Consider the following 22131-nt stretch of genomic DNA (forward strand, 5'->3'; position numbering starts at 1 on the left):
AGTTATGACAATTGTCATCCCCAGTCAATTACAATCCTGACTGGGGATTTTTATTGCCCTGACTTAAGATAAGTTACATGGGGGTGCATGATGGAGCAGATAATAAGTATAGAAAACTTGAGTTTTAGTTATGGTAAAAATGAAATTATAAAAGGTTTGAATTTGAGTGTTAATAAGGGTGAAATTATTGGCTTAATTGGTGAAAATGGAGCGGGAAAAACAACTTTATTGAATATCTTACTAGGATTGTTACCAAGTAAGAAGAACGTTCAGGTGTTTGGTGGTCATCCAGGCTCATTGCTTGCAAAACAAAAGATTGGGTCAATGCTACAAGGAGATTTAAGATTATCTAATGTCAGAGTTGAAGAATTTTTGGAAGAAGTTGCGATGCAATATAACAATGCTAATCCACTGGAATCAATACTAATAAAGCTGAATTTAGTACCACATCGGCGCAAGTTCTTGAAGGAATTATCAGGTGGACTGATGCGTAGAGTTACATTTGCACAGGCGCTGTTGAGCAATCCTGATTTACTTTTTTTGGATGAACCGACTGTTGGAATGGATGCACAAGCAAGGCACATTTTCTGGGAGTCGATTGAAGAACTTCGTGAACAAGGTAAGACAATGATTATTACAAGCCATTATCTGGAAGAGATTCAACAGGTTGCTAGTCGGCTAATTGTTTTACAAGCAGGAAAGTTCACATTCGAAGGAACTTTAAAAGAACTGCAAGCACTGCATAAACAAACCACAATTAGTATTACTAGTGAATCTGAACAACATAATTTTGCAGAGTTAGTTGGAGTAGTTAACGTTGAAGAAAGTGGCAGTCAAGTTGTAATCAAATCAGTTGATGGAGACAGAACACTTAAAGAATTATTATTGAAATATCCGAGAGTTTCAAATATTACGGTTGAACATGAGACATTAGAAAAAATATTTTTACAGATGACAACAGATAGGGGGAACAGTAAAAATGACTAAAATTATAAGACAGCTAAAGTTTGATGCACTAAGAATAATGATTCGTAATAAATCGTTTTTATTTTTCACGTTATTAATGCCTGCGGGATTTTATTTATTATTTACAAAGATAATGATTGTGGGGAGCGGCCCAGAGATGCATCAATTTTATATGACCTATATGGGCAGTATGATAATCTATAGTGGAGTAATCGGTGCCGTTTTTGGGGTGGCAACAATTTTAAAAAGTGATCGTGATAAGGGGTTGGTTTTATTTCTGCAAATGACACCGACTGGCAGTAAAAATTATTATATTTCCGTATATACAATTACTGTATTGCTAAATCTTTGTGCTGTGATTGTTTTGGGAATACTTGCTCGTTTCGTTAATAATGTTAATTTTAGTTTAGAACAATTTGCTGTGATTTTACTGATTGTATTAATTGGGCAGATTCCAATGATCTTGTTAGGAACACTGATGTCTTATTTTAAAACGCAAGAAACTTTGAGTGTTGCCAGTAACTTGATTGCCTTTCCGTTAGCAATAGTCAGCGGGCTGTGGTGGCCAATCAATACCATGCCAGATTGGTTGCAAGGGATTGGCAAAGTAATGCCAACTTATTTTGCGAATAATTTGTTAGAAAAAACAATGCTTCATGGTGAACTAGATTTAGGAGACATTTATGGTATTATTACGTGGATAGCGATTATGTTTAGCATAACAATTTTAGTTGTAAAGATACAGCAAAAGAAGGGACTAAGAATTAGTGAAGCTTAAAGGCTTTAGTAAACTCAAAAAAATAGATTGGGTATCATATGTCTGGCTGATATATTTACCTTACACGTTGATACAGTTTATCCCGATTAAAAGTAATGAAGATGTCTATTGGTTTTTATTAGCGGGATTATTTCTGATTCTCTATATTATTGTTAATGAGATTAGAGAATACCGTTATCTCACAATTCCACTGGAATTATTAGTAACAGGGATATTTGCAATTTTTGATTTTAATCTGTATCTGATTATTTTCCCTGCTTGGCAAGTACCTTGGATATTAGTGCATTATCCAAGAAAGTATCAAAAATATTTTCTTATGGCTTATTACCTAATAATCGGAATTACTTTGGTAAGAATTCAATTGAGGTATCCTGAATTTTGGAGAGATAGTTCCTCAATGGGAATTATTTTCCCATTAGTTTCACCAATCTGTTCTAGTATATTGTCAATTTCGTCATTTAGACAGCATCAGTTAAATCAGACTAATCGTAGACTTGAAACGATTATCCAGCGTGGTGAACGGGAACGCATTGCACGTGATCTACATGATACACTGGGGCAAAGCTTTTCGATGATTACGATAAAAACAGAACTAGCAAAGAAGCTCTTAATTAAGAATCCAGATAAAGTAGCTGCAGAATTAAATGATATTGAACAGACTAGTCGACAGAATCTACAATTAGTACGTTCAATTGTTAATAATCTACATCAAAAGTCTCTCAATGAAATTCTCTTGGAACAGGGCAAGAATCTTGCAACGGCAAATATTTTATTACTTACTAAAGGTGAGGAGCAGGCAGTCAAATGGCCAACACAAACGCAAGCAGTTTTTGGGAAGTCTTTGACTGAGGCAATTAGCAACATCTTGCATCACGCAAATGCACATCAAGTTCAGTTGCTTTTTTATTCAGATGAGGATATTTATAGAGTTGAAGTAATTGATGATGGAGTTGGCAAAAGATTTGTAAGAGCAGGTGGCAATGGAATCAGAGGAATGCGTGAACGAATGACTCAAGCAAATGGAAAATTTGAAATCTATCATGATTATCGTGGAACACATGTGGTATTGACTCAAATGAAAGTGACTGAGGATAATGATTAAAATATATATAGCAGAAGATCAGAGTTTATTAAATAGTGCGTTGACACAGTTATTAAATCTGGAAGATGATTTTCAGGTTGTAGGTAATGCTGTTGATGGAGCAAAAGCTTGGCAAGACTTGCAAGTCTTGAAACCAGATGTTGTGATTTTAGATATTGAAATGCCTAAGATGACAGGCTTAGAGGTTGCGTTGCAGGTAAATAAAAAGAACTTGCAGGAGAAAGTTATTATTCTGACGACATTTGCGCAAAAAGCTTATTTTGAACAAGCCGTGCTAGCGAATGTTTCGGGTTATTTGTTAAAAGATAGTCCTAGTGAAGAGCTTATAGCTGCAATTAGAGATGTATCTGCCGGTAAAACGATTTTTGCGCCAGAATTGGTAGTTGACATGATTTCCGCAGAGAACAATCCACTTAGTACAAGAGAGTTGGAAATTCTGAAGGTAGCTGAGAGTGGTATTACAACAAAGCAGATAGCACAGCAACTTTTCTTATCAGAGGGAACGGTGCGTAATTATCTGTCTGCAGTCTTCAGTAAGTTAGGGGTACATAATAGAATTGAAGCGATTAAGGTAGTTAAGAAGAATAAATGGCTCTGAAATTTAAATGAACCAGCTAATATCTTATCAAATTAAAACTTTGGGATTATACTTGTACTTAAAAGGAGATGACACAAGAAATGACTACAATATACGATTTTGAGGTATCACGTGAAGATGGAGAGAAGTACCAACTCTCAAAGTACGAAGGTAAGACAATGCTGATTGTCAATACAGCTACAAAATGCGGTTTGGCGCCACAGTTTGCAGAATTAGAAGAACTTTACGAGAAGTATAAAGATGAGGGGCTAGTTATTTTAGGATTTCCATCTAATCAGTTTAAGCAAGAGCTTGCTAATGGCCAAGATGCTGCGCAAGCATGTCGGACGACATATGGAGTGTCATTTCCAATGCATGAGTTAACCGTTGTGAACGGAAAAGAAACTGCACCATTATTTAAATATCTAAAAAAAGAGGCACCAGGTGAACTGGGCAATTCAATTAAGTGGAATTTTACTAAGTTCTTGATAGATCCAACGGGCAAAGTTCTACAGCGTTTTGCACCAAAAACAAAACCCAAGGCATTTGAGAACGATATCCAGAAAGTCTTGCCACAAATAAAATAATATGTGGAATTAAAAAAAGAGATTAGGCCAAAAGTTAACTTTTGAACCTATCTCTTTTTTATTGTGAGTAAATATGTTCCATGAGTCAAAATTATCCGTCTAACTCTAAATTCTCTCGACTTATGCCACACTTTTTGTGTTAAAAGTACCATTAAGTTATTTAAAACAATCCAATCACTGTTTTGATGCTTGCAAAGGCCATGAAGGCAACAACGAACCAACCAGAAAAAATTAACCATTTTGGATGGTGATAATCACCAACAATTTTTTTAGAAACACTAGCAATTAAAAGAATTGCCAGTGCAATAGGGAGGACAAATCCATTAGCTGCTCCCACAAAAACTAGGACCTTTGCGGGACTCCCGACAATATAGAAGATGACAGTTGAAATTACAATAAAACTAATGATTAATACTTTACGTGATTTTTGCAGGTCATTTTTTGATTTAACTGCAAAATCTAAGAAAGAAGTTGAGGTAAATGTTGAACCGAGAATGGAGGTCATCCCAGCTGCAAAGAGTAACAATCCAAAGAATTTGTAACCAAAGTTGCCTGCAGCATACTTAAAAATTGAAGCTGCGGGGTTCGTAGGATCAAGCTTGTATCCCGTTACGACAACAGAAAGCCCTGCTAGGAAAAGTAATACACGGATAAAAGAGGCAATTCCAATCCCTGTCAAGGCACCTTCGTTAACATACTTAATGTTTTGTTTACCCTTCATTCCACCTTCAATGAGTCGATGACCACCGGAAAATGAAATATAACCACCAACAGTTCCGCCAACAATTGTAACAATTGAATAGAAATCAATTTTTGTAGGTAAAAATGTATGATGAACGGCCGCCTGATAAGGCACTGCCATGATAAAGATAATGTAAAGTAAGATAGCAACCTTAACAACAGCCAGAATTTGAACAGTGCGATCCATAACAGTTAATGCATTTTTAACAACAAAGATGATAATTGCAAGCGCACCTGCAATTACGGCACCATTTTCGGGTGAGATGCCGAAAAGTACATTAAGCCCAAGGCCTGCACCACCAACATTTCCAATATTGAAGAAAAGGCCACCAACTGCAACAAGAAATGAAAGTAAATATCCAAGGCCAGGGAAAATATCATTTGCAATTACTTGTGCTTTTTTACCGCTGACAACAATAATTCGCCAAACATTCATTTGGACAATAATATCAAAAACAATACAAATTAGAATGGCAAAACCAAAATCAGCTCCCATTTGTCCGGTAAATGTAGCAGTTTGGGTTAGAAATCCTGGACCTACGGCAGCCATAGCCATTAAAAATGCAGCACCCATTGCAATACTGCGTGGAGAAGCTTTAGGGCCATTTAAATCAGGGATGTTATTAGAATCTTTTGATTTGTTCATCATAGTGAAATTCCTTCTCTCTTTATGGTTTCTTTAAAAAGCCTGAAGCTTAATTTTATTTTGCTGAAGTGTTTCACGGAGATTAGCGACAATCGCCAATGCTGCTGCATTATCACCATGGACACAGATAGAATCAGCTTGTAGTGGTACGGTTGAGCCGTCAATCGCAGTTACTGCTTGATTCTTTACCATTTCAAGTACATGTGCAGCAACTTCTGCGGGGTCAGTAATAACAGCATTTGCTTCACTTCTGGGTACTAGATTACCATCAGGCAAATAATTTCGATCACCGAACACTTCTTGTACGCAACGTATGCCAACAGTTTCTGCTGCTTGGACTGTTTTGCTACCTGCAAGAGCATAGATTGGAAGGTCTGGATCGATAGACTTAATTGCATGACAGATTGCTAATGAGAGTTCATAGTCCTTAGCTGCCATATTATAAAGTGCCCCATGAGGCTTGACATGATGGAGTTTCTTTGAAGATGTAAAAGCCTGAAGTGCTCCAACTTGATAAGTTATTAGATGTTCAACTTCTGCAGGTTGCAATAGCATATTTCGTCTACCAAACCCTTGCAAGTCAGGATAACCGGGATGTGCCCCAATCCCGACACCCGCTTCTTCAGCTAAGGCGACAGTTTTAGCCATCACGTCAGGATCACTGGCGTGGAAACCACATGCAATATTAACGGAAGTTACTAGTTGAATAATTTCCTTGTCTTTTCCTAGATTATAGCGACCAAAGCTCTCACCTAAATCACTGTTTAAATCAATTTTTGTCACTGAAATCAACTCCTATTCATATTTTAATATGGTATTTTTAACATCTGTCACCAGCATATGACCGGGAGCATGTGTAATTACGAATTCTGGTTTAACCTGCATAATTGCATTTTGTGGAGTTACACCGCATGGCCAAAATACTGGAACTTCACCGTGCTTGATTGTAACAGGATCACCATAATCAGGTTTTGAAATGTCAGTGATCCCGATTGATTCAGGACTTCCAATATGAATAGGTGCTCCATGAACCTTTGGCATCGCAGCAGTTACATTAACAGCAGTTACTACTTGGCTTTCAGGAATGGGGCGCATACTAACAACCATATTTCCATGGAATTTACCTGCAGATTCAAGAGGAATGGAGGTGTTATACATTGGGACATTAACTCCTTCTGTTATGTGGCGAATTTCAATTCCGGCTGCAATTAACTCTGCTTCAAAAGAAAAACTACATCCAATTAGGAAACTTACTAAATCATCTTGCCAGTAATCTGTGACACTAGTGACCTCATCAGTGAAGATACCGTTACGATAAATACGGTAACGCGGAAAGTCATTCGCTAAGTCAATATCTTGGGCAAATTTATGCAAACCGCGACTTCCAGCATCACTAACTTCCAAGATTGGACAGGGACGAGGATTTCTTTGAGCAAATAATAAAAAATCATATGCTAAATTCTTTGGTAAAATTACTAAATTGGCTTGAGTATATCCTGAAGCCAATCCACTCGTAGGTTTAGTGAATTTTCCTTCACGAATCAGGTGACGAACTTCGACTGGTGACAATGACGTTATATCCTTCAATAAGTCCATGAGGACACCTCCTAAATTGTGGCTGTTAACTTATCCAACCAATTAATATCAGTTTTATTTTCAATATAATCAGGTTCATTTAATAACTGAACTAGAAAATCTAGATTTGTATTTACCCCAGAGATAACTGCCTCATCAAGTGCTGTTTTCATTAGAGTAATTGCTTTTTTTCTTGAGGGGCCAAAAGTAATTATCTTGGCAACCATTGAATCATAGTTAGGAGGGATGATATATCCTTGATAGAGTCCGGTATCAACTCGAATACCATATCCACTTGGTAGGTGTAAAGCAGATATTTTACCGGCAGTTAATGCATTTATTCGACATTCAAGTGCAAAATTATTTGTTGTAATGTACTCCTGATTAAAAGGCAAGGGTTCACCTCGAGCAATTAAAAGTTGCAATTCAACAAGATCAAGTCCACTTGTCAGTTCACTAACGGGATGTTCGACTTGTATGCGAGTGTTCATCTCCATAAAGTAAAAATGTTCAGGATCGTCTAATAAGAATTCCATTGTTCCTGCACCAACATAACCGATTTCTTTTGCGGCTTTCACAGAAACAGCGAACATTCTTTGCCGAGTTTTTTCTGGTAATGCAATTGCGGGTGCTTCCTCAATTACTTTTTGGTGATGTTGTTGGATAGTACAATCCCGTTCACCAACCGCAGTTACATTGCCTTGATGATCGGCAATGATTTGAACTTCGATATGGCGCGGATGTGGTAGGTATTTTTCAAGATACATATGATTATCATTGAAAGCGTGTTGAGCCTCGCTTTGAGCTAAGCCAAATTCTTTGCTGAAGTTTTCGGCACTTTGAATGACCCGCATTCCTTTGCCACCACCACCTGCACTTGCTTTTAGCATAACTGGAAAACCAATTTTTTTAGCGAATGCTGAACCGCTAATTAAGTCGGTAAATTCAGTGTCTCCTCCTGGAACGACAGGGACTCCAGCCTTTAACATTGTCTCTCTGGCACGGGCTTTTTCACCCATTAATGCAATTACACGAGATTGTGGACCAATAAAGGTGATTTTTTCATCTTCACATTTTTTAGCAAATTCCTCATTTTCAGATAAGAATCCATATCCAGGATGAATAGCATCAGATTGAGTGATTTCTGCCGCTGCAATTATTTCACGAATATTCAAGTAACTTTTATTTGGTTCAGCTGGGCCAATGCAGATGGCCTCATCTGCAAGTTGGACGTGTAGGCTATTTTTATCAGCTACGGAGTAAACCGCTACAGCCTTCAATCCTAGGTTGTGGCAAGCACGAATAATACGAACAGCAATTTCGCCGCGATTTGCAACCAAAACTTTTTTCAAAATCAACACCTCAATTCTTGAGGACAATGAGTGGCGTATTGTACTCAACCGTACTCTCATTAGTGACCAAAATTTCGGTAATAGTACCAGTAACCTCAGATTTAACCTCAGTCATCATTTTCATTGCCTCTATGATACCGATGACCTGACCTTTTTGAATCTTGTCACCAATTTTGACGAAAGTATCTTCTTGTGGACTTGGTGAGGTATAAAAGGTTCCAACGAAAGGTGCATTTATTGTAATTTTTTTACTTTTTTCAGGTATTGTTTTTTTATCAGTCACGGATTCTTGTTCATTTGTAATTGGAGCAGCAATTTTTATTTCTTTTTTTAAAGTAATCTGATTTTCACCATTCTTAATTTCGAGGTAGGTAAGACCAGCCTCTTGAAATTTACTAATTAATTCATCTAAACTTGGTATTTCCATAACAGAAGTCTCCTTTAACTATTAGAAATTATTTCTTCGATTTTTTTACTTGTCCTTCTGATAGGACCAATTGGATATTGATACCGTTTTTGATAAATAGAAGTCGTTAAATCTTCTAAAAATTTGTATTGATTTCGTAGAGCATCGATCGCTTCCTTGAGTGAAACTTCTTCAAAGGTAAGTGGTTGACCTGCACCAAATTGAACAAATTTGCCAAGGTCTGCTCCAATTATTGTCGCAATCACTGGATAACCACCAGCGGTTTGACGGTCTGCCAATAAAACAATTGGCTGACCCGCTCTAGTTATTTGAATATTACCCAGTACGGTTCCTTCAGATAACATACTCTTTTGTGGTATTTCAAGATTTGGACCATCTAGTCTGAAACCCATTCGATCGGTTTGTGATGAAATAGTGAAAGGCTCAGCAATAAATGTTTGCTTTGCATTTTCAGAAAACAGGTTCCACTGAGGACCCTTGATAAAACGAATTGAACTGCCAGATGGTTCATGCCAAGGTAAGCTGCGGTTGGTTAGACTTGTGATTTGGTAGCAATTATTGACCGGTAAACGATCTCCGCTGGCAAGTGCTCGCCCATAATATCCTCCAAGTGTAAGACGAGTATTAGTGGATTGACTATCCAGGATAGGTGCAACTTGAAGTCCGTTGTTAGCAAAAGCGATATAACCAAAGCGCCCACTTTTCATAGGATGAAATGCTAAGACATCGCCTCTTTTTACAGCATAAGTGGTATTCAAGTTGATAGCTGAATTATTCAGCGTAGGTGCAGAAGCACCTCCAGTAATTGCAATGAAGGTTTCAACATTAAATTGGATAGTTGGTCCCAGAATACTAAACTCTAAGATTGCAGATTCTTCAGAATTATTTACTAGAACATTAGCTAGTCGGTATGAGTATTGATCAACGGCTCCCGAGACAGGGATACCTTTTGCTTGATGGCCTATTCGTCCCAGGTCCTGGACGGTTGTGGCTAAACCTGAGTTAATAATCTCAATATTTGGCATAGTCTTCTCCTTTATCCTGAAATTATTTTAAGCTGATATTCACCGTGAGCATCCAGTTCTTTTATCGCTGAGTATTCAGCACGATCGATTTGATAGAACTTAACCCAATCACCTGCTTGAAATGGTGGTAGAGGTCTGCTGGGAGTATAAAGTGTAATTGGAGTTCTACCAAGAATACGCCATCCTCCAGGTGAATCAACGGGATACATTCCAGCTTGTTTACCTGCAATTGCGACACTTCCTGGTGCAATTGAAGACCGTGGAACAGAGAGCCTAGGCATTGCAATTTGATCAGGGACATTTCCCATAAAAGTAAATCCAGGAAGAAAACCCATCATATAAATAAAATAATTGTTTTTTGAATGAAGTTTGATTAATTCTTTAACGCTTAGATTACCAAAAGCGGCAACATCTTCGAGGTCTATTCCAAATTCAGAATCATAGCAGACAGGAATTTCGAAAGTCCGTCCCTGATTATGCTTTTTATCTGAAACATAATGTGAAAGAAAATTTTTTAATTTAAGGCAGAATTCGTAATAAGTTGTTTTTCTAATATCAAAGTTGATAGTTAAGGTTCTGTATGCAGGAACAACATCTGTGATTTCGTAGTTAAATTCAGATTGTATTTGGTGTGCTAACTCTTGAATTATTTGGTTTTCTGAAATATCTATTTGTTCAGGGAAAACAATATGGATACCTTGGTCACCTGCAGGTATAAAATCGTATTTGTAATTTATCACGTATAACACCCCTAAATGAGTTGAAAATAATTTTTGGATTTTTATAATTGCATAGTTAACAAAATAACGTTTATTGAGAGATTTTTAAAGAGAATCTAACTAAAACCTAATTTAAATTATAGAAACTCGTTTTTTAATTATTTAATTAATTGGACACGATATATTTCTTTGAATAATAAAGTGTATATTTATCTATTAAATATTATTTATAACGAATTCAAAAAAAGGAAAAGATTAAAATATTTTAAACAACAAAAGAAAGTTAATCTCTGAAACATATTTAATAAGACAAAAAAGACTGGGGCAAAAGTTAATTTTTTGTCTCAGTCTCCTCAACTCATTTTGTATAAACGTGTTCTATAAGTTAAAATTCTCCGGCTAACTTTGAATTACTTGTAGCAAAGCACTTGCTATGTTCATAATTTCGAGTTGGTATTCAAATTTTCGCGACTTATGTTCCACTATTGTAGAGTACACTTTAAAGGTATTATTTAATTAATAAACACCACAAATCTTCATCCACAAACTACCGAGCCCAAGCCAGACAATAAGATAGAAAATACCTAAGATGGCATTAAGACGCCACCAGTCTTTTTGGGAGACATAGCCTGCTGAAAATAAAATAGGCGCTGGCCCGTTACTATAATGAGTAGTTGATGCAAATAAATTACCAAAGAATCCAAGTGACAATGCAGCCAACATTGGAGGAACACCAGAGGCAACCGCTACTCCTAGTAAAGCAGAGTACATTGCACTGACATGTGCTGTCGCACTCGCAAAGAGGTAATGTGAGTAGAAGTAAAATAAAATTAAAACAATCAAGACAAGAGGCCATGATAAGCCATGCACACTTGTAGAGATAGTCTTGCTTAGCCAAGGAATGAAACCAAGAACGTTCAATTCGTTAGCCATCATTACCAAGATGGAGAACCATGTTAGTGTATTCCAGGCACCTTTTTCCTGTAAAATATCACTCCAGCTAAGCACACCGGTTATCAGTAAAAGAGAAAGCGCAATGAATGCAGTCAAAGTTGCATCGACCTTCAACGTATCACCTAAAACCCAAAGAAGTAAAGCAACAATGAATATTCCTGCCATAAATTTTTCAGGTAGAGACATCTTACCCATCTCTGAAAGTTGTTCATCAGCCCAAGCCTTAGCATTAGGAGTTTCTTTGATTTCAGGTGGGTAAAGTTTATATATGATGTATGGAACAAGTACTAAACTTATAATCCCAGGTACAAGCGCAGCAATAAACCAACCCATCCAAGAAACATTAATATGTGCACTTTTGGCTAGAGATTGCGCTAATGGATTACCGGCCATTGCAGTTAAAAACATTGCAGCAGTAATCATATTTCCATGAAATTCAGCAAAAGTCAAAAATGATCCGACCTTGCGCTGAGTATTATCCTCGGGCGAAGAACCAAAGGAATGGGATAAGGAATTAATAATTGGAAACATAATCCCACCTGCACGAGCTGTATTGCTTGGTGTTGCAGGAGCAAGGATTAAGTCAACGCCAATTAATGAATATGCCAAACCTAGTGTTTTTTTACCAAAAATTCTAACAAATCCAAGAGCAATTCTACGACCTAGTCCAGTCTTAATAAATCCTCTGGAAATGAAAAATGCCATAGCAATTAACCAAATACTATTATTACCAAAACCGGCAACAGCAGTATCAATAGGAACTTCATGCGTAATAACTGTTGTAGTGAATCCTAAAATTGCAACTGCCCCAATTGGTAACGGTTGAGTGATACAGCCAATAATTGTAGCAACAAAGATTGCAAGCATATGCCACGCAACAACTGAAACACCAGCCGGGCGAAGCGGAGTCGTTAGCCATATGATTAGTGCTACAGCAATTGGAATAATAAACTTTTTATAATTTATTTTGGTAGCCAAGATACCAGATCCTCCTTAGTATTTGGGTGCCCATTTGGCATCATCTATTGCTGAAGCAACATCTGTTATTTTTTCTCTGGTTAGTCCTTGAACTTTAGCACTTTCAGCGACGGCTAAAGCAACTGTTGTTGAGAAATGATCTAATTTTGAAACAGGAGGTAAGACAGCTGCTCCAGCTTCTTTAGGGTCAACAATTCCACCTAATGAATGAGCGGCTGCTGAAATCATCTCATCATTTAAGATTGTTGCAGTTGAAGCAATCACGCCAAGTCCAAGGCCAGGATATACAAGCGCATTATTTGCTTGTCCAATATGATAAGAAACACCATTGAATTCAACATCAGGTGCAGGAATACCAGTGGCAACGAGTGCACGACCTTCAGTCCATTCAATTAAATCATGAGCTTTAGCCTCTGCTAATTTTGTTGGATTAGAGAGAGGGAAGATAACAGGTCTTTCAGTATGGGCAGCCATTTCACGAATTACTTCTTCTGTGAATGCGCCAGGTTGTGTAGATGTACCAACAAGAATTGTTGGGTGCACAGCTTTTACAACTGCCAATAGGTTAGTTAATTCAGCGGCATTAGCAAATTCACTTCTTGAACGAGCAAATGGCTTTTGTTCAGGAGTTAAAGTTGAATCATCATCAAATAACAATCCTTGTTTGTCAACCATGTAAAAATGCTTACGTGCTTCTTCTTCGCTCAAACCTTCTTGAACAAATTCATCGCAAATTCGTTTTGTAATCCCAGCACCTGCAGTACCAGCTCCAAAGCAAAGATATATCTGATCAGTCATTTTCTGTTTGGAGATATTTAATGCGCCAAGAATACCAGCAAGAGTGATAATTCCTGTACCCTGGATATCATCATTAAATGTTGTAATTTTATCTTTGTATTTGTTAAGCAAATTAGCAGCATTGTCGCGACCAAAATCTTCAAAGTGCAGATAAAGATTTGGGAATAAGCGTTCAGCAGCAGATACAAACTTATCTACAAATTCGTAATACTTGTCGCCGGTGATTCGACTATGGTGATTACCAAGATAAAGCGAATCCTGTAAGAGTTTGTCGTTATTTGTACCAGCATCTAGAACAACTGGTAATACTTGACTAGGATCAATTCCAGCTGCTGCAGTATAAACCATCAACTTACCAACAGCAATATCAACACCGTTTGTTCCCCAATCGCCAATTCCTAAGATTCCTTCAGCATCGGTAACAACAATTAACCGAATGTTACGACCGTTAGCAGCATTTTTAAGTGAGTTTTCAATTGCATCTTGATTATCGATGGATAAGAATGTCGCATTCTGTGATTGTACAAATAATTCGCTGTAATTTTCAATAGTATCTGCAATTGTTGGATCATAGACAATTGGCATAAATTCAACTACATGTTCACTAAAGAGCTTGTAGAAAAGTACATGATTTTCATTGAAGATTTGCATCAAGAATAATCGCTTTTCAAGGTCTGTTGGTTTTGTCTGGTATTGTGCATATGTTTGTGCAACCTGTTGGTCAAGTGTTTGAACATAGGGAGGCAAGAGACCTTCCAAACCAAGTTCTTTACGTTCTTCTAATGTAAAAGCAGTACCTTTATTCTTGAATGGATCATTTAAAATATTCATTCCCATGTTATTTAAACCTTCCTTTTGTTAAGATATACATAGAATAGACCCTTTGTTTTTTTATAGTCAAAAAATATTTTTTTAATAAGATATTCTTATAATGAGATTTTAAATGCCGCTATATGTGGGGAAGGATGGACTTTTTATGAATACAAGAGATCTCGAATATTTTATAAGGCTTACAGAAATAAAAAATTTCTCGAAAGTTGCACAAGAATTTGGTGTCAGTCAGCCTACAATTACTTTTGCATTAAAGAGATTGGAAGAAGAAGTGAATTCACGGTTAATTATCAGGCATCGTGCACAGGGAGGTTTGTTAATAACTGATAGTGGTGCACAGCTATTGAATCATGCTAAACGAATGTTATTACATTATAATTTGGTCCAAAAAGAAATTACAAATAGTCGTCTAAAGATGCTATCGATGGGTTTGCCTCCAATTATTGAGAATAATTATTTCCCAGAAGTTGCTAAAAACTTAAAAAAGGCAAGTTTGTTGGATAAAATTCAGACAATGGAGTACGGTTCAAGGACAACTTTGCGAGCATTACAAAATGGAGAAATCGACATGGCACTATTAGGGTCAATTGATCCTTTGAGTGATGAGTTAATCATAACTGAGGAATTCGATCGTCAACCCTTTGAGATATTTGTAGCTAAAAATCATCCACTAGCACAGAAAAAAGAAGTTTGGTTTAAGGATCTAAGAAGAGAAGATTTTGTATTGTTTAAAAATGGTTTTGTGCATAATCATGCGTTTGATTTGCTTGCTGCACGCAATCATTTTCGACCACATGTTGTCTTTAGATCAAATGGAACACATAGTTTAATGAATTTGATTGCTGATGGTGTTGGAATTGGACTTTTGACTGCGGTAGTTAACCCTATTCGTAAAGACATCGTTAAGATAAAATTATTAGATACAGATGTTCCAATGTTTGTAACGAGTATTGCATATCGAAGATCCCACGTTTTTAATAATTTGCAGCAATCAATTTTAGATAATATTAGGGGAACACTTATTAAAAATGAGTGAAGATAGGCTTAAGTTCAGGTATAGTGTGAAGGAGACATAATATTAAGGGGTAAGGGGAGATCGAATGTTAAAAATAGCTCAATTAAAGAAGAGCTTTGGTAATAAGCTTGTTCTAGAAGATATTAGTTTTTCTGCTGACTCAGGTGAGATTACTGGACTGATTGGTAAAAATGGTGCAGGAAAGACAACGATTTTTCATAGTATTTTGAATTTTGTTAAGTCGGATGGCTCAATCTTGTTTGGGGATAAACGAATCTCGGAACAGACGTATAAAAGTATTGGTTATTTGCCAGAAGAGAGAAGCTTGATGCCTAAGTTAACAGTCTTTCAACAAGTTAGATTTCTTGCAAGTTTGAAGGGAATGTCTGCAAAGACAACAAGAATTGAACTACTCAAGTGGATGGAGAAGCTTGAGGTCAAGGGCAAAATTGATGATAAAATAAAAAGTTTATCTAAAGGGAATCAACAGAAAATACAATTAATATGTACTTTAATTCATCAGCCAATGTTAATTATCCTAGATGAACCCTTTAGTGGGTTGGATCCTGTTAATACGGATTTGTTAAAAGAAGTTATTTTGGCTGAAAAAAAACGAGGAGCAACAATTATCTTTTCTGACCATGATATGACAAATGTAGAGGAACTTTGTGACAAATTGGTAATGATTAGTGATGGTCAAGTTGTTTTGAACGGTGAAATTCAGGCATTACGCCTTAGTTTTGGAAGTACTAGGATTTTTGTGCAAACTGAGATGACACAAGAAGAGCTGCAAAGCTTGGCCCATGTGACTGCAGTTGAAAAGACCAAATATGGAACATACCGGCTAGACATAGAAGAAGAAAAATATGGTAAAGAGATCTTTGATGAGGTTACAGGGGGACATTACGTGAAAACTTTTGACCAACAACCACCAACATTAAATGAAATCTTTAAGATGAAGGCAGGTAAATAAGATGAAACAAATTTTATTAGTTCTTATGGAAACATATAGAAGACAAGTTAAGAGCTGGAGTTTCATTTTACTTGTTATCTCCCCTTTTATCTTTATTTTCATTTCGTTTGGTTTTGGATATTTGAGTAGTACACTTGGCGGAGATAGCAGTGATCAGATTGCAATTGTTTCAACCAATAAGGGATTAGCTAAACAATTAAGATATGACAAGGATGAAATGACGCTCAAATATCACTCGCAAAAGAGTGCACAGCAAGCCTTGAAGAAAGAAAAGATAAAGGGATATCTAGTGGCTGAGCAAAAAAACAGTCAATTAGTTGCCAAATATGTTGGAAAAACAAGACTTAGTACCACACAAAAAACACAGTTCCAGCAAGTATTGCAAGCAAATCAACAGAGTTTAAATGTACAAAAAGCACAGTTAACACAAGCACAGCTAAAGGCACTTGCAGTGCAACCAGTTTTGGAACAGCAAGTGTCGAAAAAAGGGGCATCTGATGAAACAATAAAGACAATTTCTTTCATGATTACTATTTTCCTGATGTATTTTATTTTGATCACTTATACAACTACAGTCGCACAAGATATTGCATCAGAAAAAGGTACGAAGATTATGGAAATGATATTTTCCAGCATGCCGGCTAAGAAGTACTTTTATGGAAAAATTCTTGGGACTTTTGGAGTAATTGCAACGCATCTTTTAATTTATTTGATTGGAGGCGGTGCAGTATACTTAATTTTACCAAAGTTAGAATTGTCAAAAGAAATATTTGCAGAATATAATACGACGATTGGAAAAGTTGCGGGTAATCTGTTATCAATTAATCTAATCTATATTTTGTTAGGAGTTGTCATTTTTACAATTCTTGCAGCTTTATGTGGGGCACTTGTTGTTCGCCCAGAAGATACGTCAAAGGCAGTTCAACCTGTAATTTATATTGTTTTAGTAGGCTTTATTGGTTCGCTGGTATTTGGTGAGAATGCAAACAATCTTATTGTAAAGATAGCGTCTTACGTTCCGTTTATTTCTTCGTTCTTTATGCCAATGCGCTTGATATATAGTGAGGTTAGTCCTGTCCAAGTTGGACTATCATTGCTGTTATTGATTGGAGCGACATTTGGTTTGGCAATGTATGTCGGTAGAATGTATGCAGGATTAATTTTACAGACTGATGATTTGGGAATCATAAATAGTTTCAAAAGAGCAAGTAAAATTAGATAATTATTAGGCTTATTGCCATAAAAAGCAGGACATACTTAAATGTCCTGTTTTTTTTCCGATTTAACAGTGTAACTAAAATCTTGGAGGATAGTACAAAATGACGAAGAAGAGAACAAAGAGTATTGGGCGCGTGTACGCCACTGTTTTAATTTTTGCTGCGATTACCCCTATCGTAATTATGTTGGTGAGTTCATATATTAATACATATGATTTGTTAATTGATAGGAATAATTCTAGTAAGATTGGTGCGGTTAGTACCGCTGTCAGTAATCGAAAGGAATTAAGGGAACAGGCTAGTGAGGCACTAGATGGAATTGCAAAGCAAGATGTTTTTAAAGAAAAGTTCAATTTGAAAGCTATTAAAAAAAGTATTAGAAATGCAGAAAATGGTAATAAGATAGTTGAAGATGCTATCTTCTCAAAGAAGAATGGTGATTTTGTAGCTAATAGCAATAAGTTAGTTAGTAATTTTGATCCGACAGTTCGTCCTTGGTTTAAGGGAGCTGTCTCAAAAGACGGGTCGACTTTTTTTTCCAAGCCTTTTTTAAGTGTTACTACAAACCAATATACAATAAGTGTATCCAAAGTCATAAAAAATAAATATGGACAAGCTGGAGTACTGTCCTTTAATGTTTCCTACAGTATTGTCCAGAGTGGCATAGAAAACCTGAAGATTGGGCGCACTGGAAATGTCATGTTAGTTTCAGATGATGGAATTGTAATTGCTTCAAAAAATAAAAAATTGATTGGTAAAAGTATTAAAAAGACTTCGCTATATAAAGCGGTTGTTGGCTCTTCCAAAACAAAGGGAAGTGTGATTCCTAAGGGATCATCTAAGGTACAAGCTGCTTATTTTGATAAGGGGGGGAGTAACCAAACTTTTGCTGTTGCACAGACAAAAGCAAACGAACTGAATTTAGAATTAGGATCTCTTGTAAGAAATTCAATCGTAATCTCACTGATTATGATTATTATAGTTATCGCTATATCAATCTTGACTACAAAGATACTTAAGCAGATTTTCGGGGTGTTAAAGGCTTACTTTGAAAAGGCTGGAAATGGAGAACTTGAATTAATAGAAGATAAGAAGTTAGATAATGCTAATTTATTTAGAACTACTAAAACTATGGTAAAAGCAGATGATTCTGGAAACGAGATTCAAGTATTGAGTGCGAGCTTTAATAAGATGGCTAAATCAATCTCTGAATTAGTTACAAAAATACAACATGAAGGAGATAATGTTGCTAAAAAATCAGATACATTGTTTACACTTGCTCAGCAAACGGATACGGCAACTGAAGAAGTAGCAAAAACAATTACAGGAATTGCAGAAGTAACAAGTGTTCAGGCACAGGAAACTGAAAAGAGTGTGGAACAAGTAAAAGACTTGTCTAAGGTTGTGCAAGAATTACGAGAGAATATAACCGAAATGACTAAAAAGTCAACGGAAGCATCTAACTTGAATGGCGAAAATATTCAAATTGCTGGTAATGTTGATAGCAATTGGAACCAAGAATTAGTAAGAATGGAAAAACTAAATAATTCAATGAATGAATTAAACAATAATGTTAAGAATATTAACAAAATAGTAAATGTAATTAATGGAATTTCGCAACAAACTAATTTATTGGCGCTAAATGCGTCCATTGAAGCTGCGAGTGCTGGTGAAGCTGGTAAAGGATTCTCTGTTGTTGCTAGTGAAATTAGGAAACTTTCAGAACAAACCAAAGAATCGACAAATGAAATTGAAAAGATAATCGAAATAATTACTGAGCAGTCTGCAGAAATGGCACAACAAACTAATGAATCATTATTGGGCGGAGAAAAACAATCTGCATTAATAAAAGAAGCAATTGATTCATCAACCGAAATCTTTAACAAAAATAAGGATGTTGCTAAAAAGATTAGTGATGTTGAAAATGCAAGTAAGAGTATCGAAAAGATTCAAACTCGTGTTTTATCTAATTTAGAAAGTGTGTCTGCTTCAACTGAAGAAAACGCTGCGGGAACTGAAGAAGTCTCAGCCAATTCAGAGGAAGTCCTGGCAACAATGGAAGAGTTTACAGGAAATGTTGCAGAGCTACGTAATATTTCAAAGAAGCTAAAAAAGGATTTGGCTGAGAAGTTTAAAGTAATCGAATAGAGTTTAATGAAGAAGGTTTGTCACAAAGTAATTATTTTGTGGCAAGCTTTTTTTATTTGACTAATAGGCTAGCCGGTGATATGGTTAGTTACATAAGTGATTAACCAATTAACAAGATGGGGGATATAAAAATGCAAGATACAATTATCGAGGTCAATAATCTGAGAAAAATATATGGAAAGAGAAATGAAAAACAATATGAAGCACTAAAATCAATTAATTTTAATGTGGAGAATGGTGAATTCGTTGGAATTATGGGGGCATCTGGTTCGGGAAAAACAACATTGTTAAATATGCTTGCCACTTTTGATAAACCAACTAGTGGCTCTGTCAGGATTAAGGGTGAGGAAGTAGCAAAATTAAAGGGGAATGCACTCGCTGATTTTCGTGCTAGTAAAATTGGCTTTATCTTCCAGGACTTTAATCTACTGGAAAATTTGACTGCTGCAGAGAACATTGGCTTACCACTGTCTTTGCAGGGAGTTTCGGCAAAAAAAATTGATTCTATTATAGTAAAAGTTGCTAGTGAACTTGGTATTTTTGAACTATTGAAAAAATATCCAAGTGAACTTTCTGGTGGGCAAAAGCAAAGAGTTGCTTGTGCACGTGCATTAGTTCATAATCCAGCAATTTTATTTGGTGATGAACCGACAGGGGCACTTGATTCGAAGTCTGCACGTGAATTATTAGAACTAATGTCAGAAGTTAATGAAAATATGGGAACTTCAATTTTAATGGTTACACATGATGCTTTTTCAGCAAGTTTTTGTAAGAAAATTATTTTTATCAAAGATGGCAGAATTGAACGCGAATTAGTTAGGACAGAAAATCAGAATCGAAGCAATTTTTATCAAGAAATTTTAGATCTTTTAGGAACATTTGAACAATAGAAAGGAGGGAAATTGATGTTACGGAAGTTAGCAATAAACGGCATTAAAAATCGCTGGAAGGATTATTTAGTGCTTTTTTCAGGATTAGTAATTTCAAGTTCTATTTTCTATTTGTTTGAGACGCTCTCGACAAATGAAAAATATCTGAAAGAAAATGGCGCATTAGTCAGTATGATAGGATATATTTTTACCTTTGGTTCGATTTTATTAATGTTAATTACGCTGGTATATATTAATTATGCAAATAATTTCTTGTTAAGTATGCGTCAAAGAGATTATGGCTTGTTCATGATGCTGGGGGCACGCAAAAGAAAAATCGGGCAACTGATTTGGATAGAAACAATGCTGGTCGGATTTTTATCAACTTTTGTTGGAGTTATTGTAGGAATTATATTGAGTACAGGCATGCAAAACATTGTTATTAAGTCTTTAGGATTGACTGCAAAGTACTATACGCCAATTTGGTGGAAGGCAATTGTTTGGACATTTATCCTTTATCTAGGTCTTTTCTTTTTGGCAGCAATTTACAATGCTTTCTTGATGACTAAAAAACCCGCACTCAAATTATTAAAGAGTCAACAAAAAGCCGCAAAGAAACAACTTTCTATCTGGATTCAGATTGTTCAAGCAATAATTGGAGTTACTTTGCTTGTGATTGGATATGGGGTAATTTTGAATGCTGTTAAGTATGGTAACAAAACGATTCCCATTAGTTTGTTTACAATTACTTTTGGAACATTTTTTGTCTTCAACTCAGTTGTGACAGTTGGAATTAACCTCTTACGTAAAACAACACTGGCAAAGAAAAAACTAAATGGTTTTACTTTAGGGCAACTTGAGTTTCGAGTACATGATTACACTAAAATTTTAACGTTGGTTACAATGCTTTTGGCACTGGCACTTGGTGCAATAACAACGGGGATTGGTTTTAACAATATTACGGATAAGACTTCACAGGCACAATCTGCTTATACATTAAGTTTATTTCAACCAACTTCAAAGCAGAAGAACTTAATCAAAAAATTAGATATTGAGCACCAATCGAATTATTCATATAAGGTTGCTGGAGATGCTGTTTATTTTGAAGAGGCAAAGTTTAAAAGTCAGCCTTTTCAAACTGTAAAGTTCAATAAGAAGAACTTTACGACAAGCTATACTAAGATAAATGTGAATGCACTCAAGAAAGACAGTTATCCTATTCAACACTTTACAGCAAGTATTCAACCTAACAAAAAGATTTTGTTTGTAGATGAGCAAAAATTTGCCGCACTTCAAGGTCAGACACAGACTGCATTATTTTTCAGAGCGAAAGATACGTATAGTGCGCAGAGCGTTCTGGCACAAATCTCAAATCTTGAATATGCAAAGAGTAAACAAAAGGATAGAACAAATGCAATTCAGGGAAATTATGATGCAAAAATTTATATCATAAAACCGCTGTATTCAGGATTGGAATTTATGGGGATTTTCCTTGGAATTGCTTTTCTTGCAATGCTTGCGAGTTGCTTAATGTTCAAGATCCTCTCGGGTGCGTTTACCGATGTTACGAGATATTCGATGCTAGCAAAATTAGGTGTACGTAAGTCTTTATTGCGCGGAGCAATTGCTAAAGAAATTGGAATATTGTTTGTTTTGCCCGCGATTGTGGGTGTTGTTCATGTTTTAATTGGCTTAAATCTATTTAAAGGAATATTAATTAATCCATATTATGGGATTTGGCTTCCATTTACGATATTTGCAGTGCTGTATCTGTTATACTACTTAATAGTATTCTTTATGTACCAGAAGATTGTACTAAAAAATAAAATTTGACAACTAACAAATAAAGTTAG

The 22131-nt window shown here is 36.0% G+C and carries 20 protein-coding genes; 11 read left to right on the forward strand and 9 right to left on the reverse strand.

All coding sequences use genetic code 11. From position 1 onward, the window contains the following. Positions 1-90 precede the first annotated feature (90 nt). From G6O70_RS03845 to G6O70_RS03865, 5 genes are all read left to right on the forward strand, one after another. A complete protein-coding gene (locus G6O70_RS03845; protein WP_057869455.1) occupies positions 91-987 on the forward strand; it encodes an ABC transporter ATP-binding protein in 897 nt (298 codons plus the stop codon). Beyond that, positions 980-1744 carry an ABC transporter permease gene (locus tag G6O70_RS03850; protein ID WP_057869454.1) on the forward strand — a complete coding sequence of 255 codons (765 nt, stop codon included), beginning with the start codon at positions 980-982 and terminating at the stop codon, positions 1742-1744. Before G6O70_RS03845 ends, G6O70_RS03850 begins: the two co-directional genes overlap by 8 nt. Continuing rightward, positions 1734-2846 (forward strand): sensor histidine kinase, encoded by a 1113-nt coding sequence (locus G6O70_RS03855; RefSeq protein WP_057869453.1) that lies wholly within the window; start codon positions 1734-1736, stop codon positions 2844-2846. Before G6O70_RS03850 ends, G6O70_RS03855 begins: the two co-directional genes overlap by 11 nt. Beyond that, complete coding sequence (locus G6O70_RS03860) at positions 2839-3444, forward strand: response regulator transcription factor (RefSeq protein ID WP_057869452.1); 606 nt, start codon at positions 2839-2841, stop codon at positions 3442-3444. The genes G6O70_RS03855 and G6O70_RS03860 overlap by 8 nt, the downstream gene beginning before the upstream one ends. An 80-nt stretch (positions 3445-3524) precedes the next feature. Continuing rightward, positions 3525-4010, forward strand: a complete 486-nt coding sequence (locus G6O70_RS03865) for a glutathione peroxidase (protein ID WP_057869451.1) — start codon at positions 3525-3527, stop codon at positions 4008-4010. A 160-nt stretch (positions 4011-4170) separates the two neighbouring features. Here G6O70_RS03865 and G6O70_RS03870 read toward each other — a convergent pair whose 3' ends face one another. The 9 genes from G6O70_RS03870 to G6O70_RS03910 form a co-directional block, all read right to left on the reverse strand. Next, entirely contained in the window at positions 4171-5400 is a 1230-nt protein-coding gene (locus G6O70_RS03870) for an NRAMP family divalent metal transporter (protein WP_057869450.1), read from the reverse strand. A gap of 30 nt (positions 5401-5430) precedes the next feature. Next, a complete protein-coding gene (locus G6O70_RS03875; protein WP_057869449.1) occupies positions 5431-6180 on the reverse strand; it encodes a LamB/YcsF family protein in 750 nt (249 codons plus the stop codon). Between the two features lie 12 nt (positions 6181-6192). Continuing rightward, positions 6193-6993: a putative hydro-lyase gene (locus G6O70_RS03880; protein WP_057869448.1), complete on the reverse strand. Its 801-nt coding sequence runs from the start codon at positions 6991-6993 to the stop codon at positions 6193-6195. Positions 6994-7004: 11 nt separating this feature from the next. After that, the gene (locus G6O70_RS03885) at positions 7005-8324 is read right to left on the reverse strand and encodes an acetyl-CoA carboxylase biotin carboxylase subunit (protein ID WP_057869447.1); all 1320 of its coding nucleotides are present in this window, start codon (positions 8322-8324) and stop codon (positions 7005-7007) included. Between the two features lie 10 nt (positions 8325-8334). Next, a complete protein-coding gene (locus G6O70_RS03890; RefSeq protein ID WP_057869446.1) occupies positions 8335-8751 on the reverse strand; it encodes an acetyl-CoA carboxylase biotin carboxyl carrier protein in 417 nt (138 codons plus the stop codon). 14 nt (positions 8752-8765) lie between these two features. Next, on the reverse strand, positions 8766-9776 hold the full coding sequence (locus G6O70_RS03895) for a 5-oxoprolinase subunit C family protein (RefSeq protein ID WP_057869445.1): 1011 nt from the start codon (positions 9774-9776) through the stop codon (positions 8766-8768). Positions 9777-9787: 11 nt separating this feature from the next. Further along, positions 9788-10516, reverse strand: coding sequence for a 5-oxoprolinase subunit PxpB (gene pxpB / locus G6O70_RS03900; RefSeq protein WP_057869444.1), 729 nt, complete (start codon positions 10514-10516; stop codon positions 9788-9790). Positions 10517-11011: 495 nt separating this feature from the next. Then, positions 11012-12430: an anion permease gene (locus G6O70_RS03905; RefSeq protein ID WP_219934310.1), complete on the reverse strand. Its 1419-nt coding sequence runs from the start codon at positions 12428-12430 to the stop codon at positions 11012-11014. Between the two features lie 12 nt (positions 12431-12442). Next, on the reverse strand, positions 12443-14062 hold the full coding sequence (locus tag G6O70_RS03910; RefSeq protein WP_057869442.1) for a malolactic enzyme: 1620 nt from the start codon (positions 14060-14062) through the stop codon (positions 12443-12445). Positions 14063-14201: 139 nt separating this feature from the next. Here G6O70_RS03910 and G6O70_RS03915 point away from each other — a divergent pair, with 139 nt between their 5' ends. The 6 genes from G6O70_RS03915 to G6O70_RS03940 all read left to right on the forward strand — a co-directional run bounded on the left by G6O70_RS03915 (position 14202) and on the right by G6O70_RS03940 (position 22111). Beyond that, complete coding sequence (locus G6O70_RS03915) at positions 14202-15092, forward strand: LysR family transcriptional regulator (RefSeq protein WP_057869459.1); 891 nt, start codon at positions 14202-14204, stop codon at positions 15090-15092. A gap of 64 nt (positions 15093-15156) precedes the next feature. After that, positions 15157-16044: an ABC transporter ATP-binding protein gene (locus G6O70_RS03920; RefSeq protein ID WP_057869441.1), complete on the forward strand. Its 888-nt coding sequence runs from the start codon at positions 15157-15159 to the stop codon at positions 16042-16044. Position 16045: 1 nt separating this feature from the next. Continuing rightward, positions 16046-17266 (forward strand): ABC transporter permease, encoded by a 1221-nt coding sequence (locus G6O70_RS03925; RefSeq protein WP_057869440.1) that lies wholly within the window; start codon positions 16046-16048, stop codon positions 17264-17266. 97 nt (positions 17267-17363) lie between these two features. Then, positions 17364-19409, forward strand: coding sequence for a methyl-accepting chemotaxis protein (locus tag G6O70_RS03930; protein WP_057869439.1), 2046 nt, complete (start codon positions 17364-17366; stop codon positions 19407-19409). Positions 19410-19540: 131 nt separating this feature from the next. Then, on the forward strand, positions 19541-20299 hold the full coding sequence (locus G6O70_RS03935) for an ABC transporter ATP-binding protein (protein WP_057869438.1): 759 nt from the start codon (positions 19541-19543) through the stop codon (positions 20297-20299). A gap of 15 nt (positions 20300-20314) precedes the next feature. Beyond that, positions 20315-22111 (forward strand): ABC transporter permease, encoded by a 1797-nt coding sequence (locus tag G6O70_RS03940; protein WP_057869437.1) that lies wholly within the window; start codon positions 20315-20317, stop codon positions 22109-22111. The last annotated feature ends 20 nt before the right edge of the window (positions 22112-22131 follow it).

It is taken from the genome of Liquorilactobacillus hordei DSM 19519 (genome assembly GCF_019443985.1).
GTDB lineage: Bacteria > Bacillota > Bacilli > Lactobacillales > Lactobacillaceae > Liquorilactobacillus > Liquorilactobacillus hordei.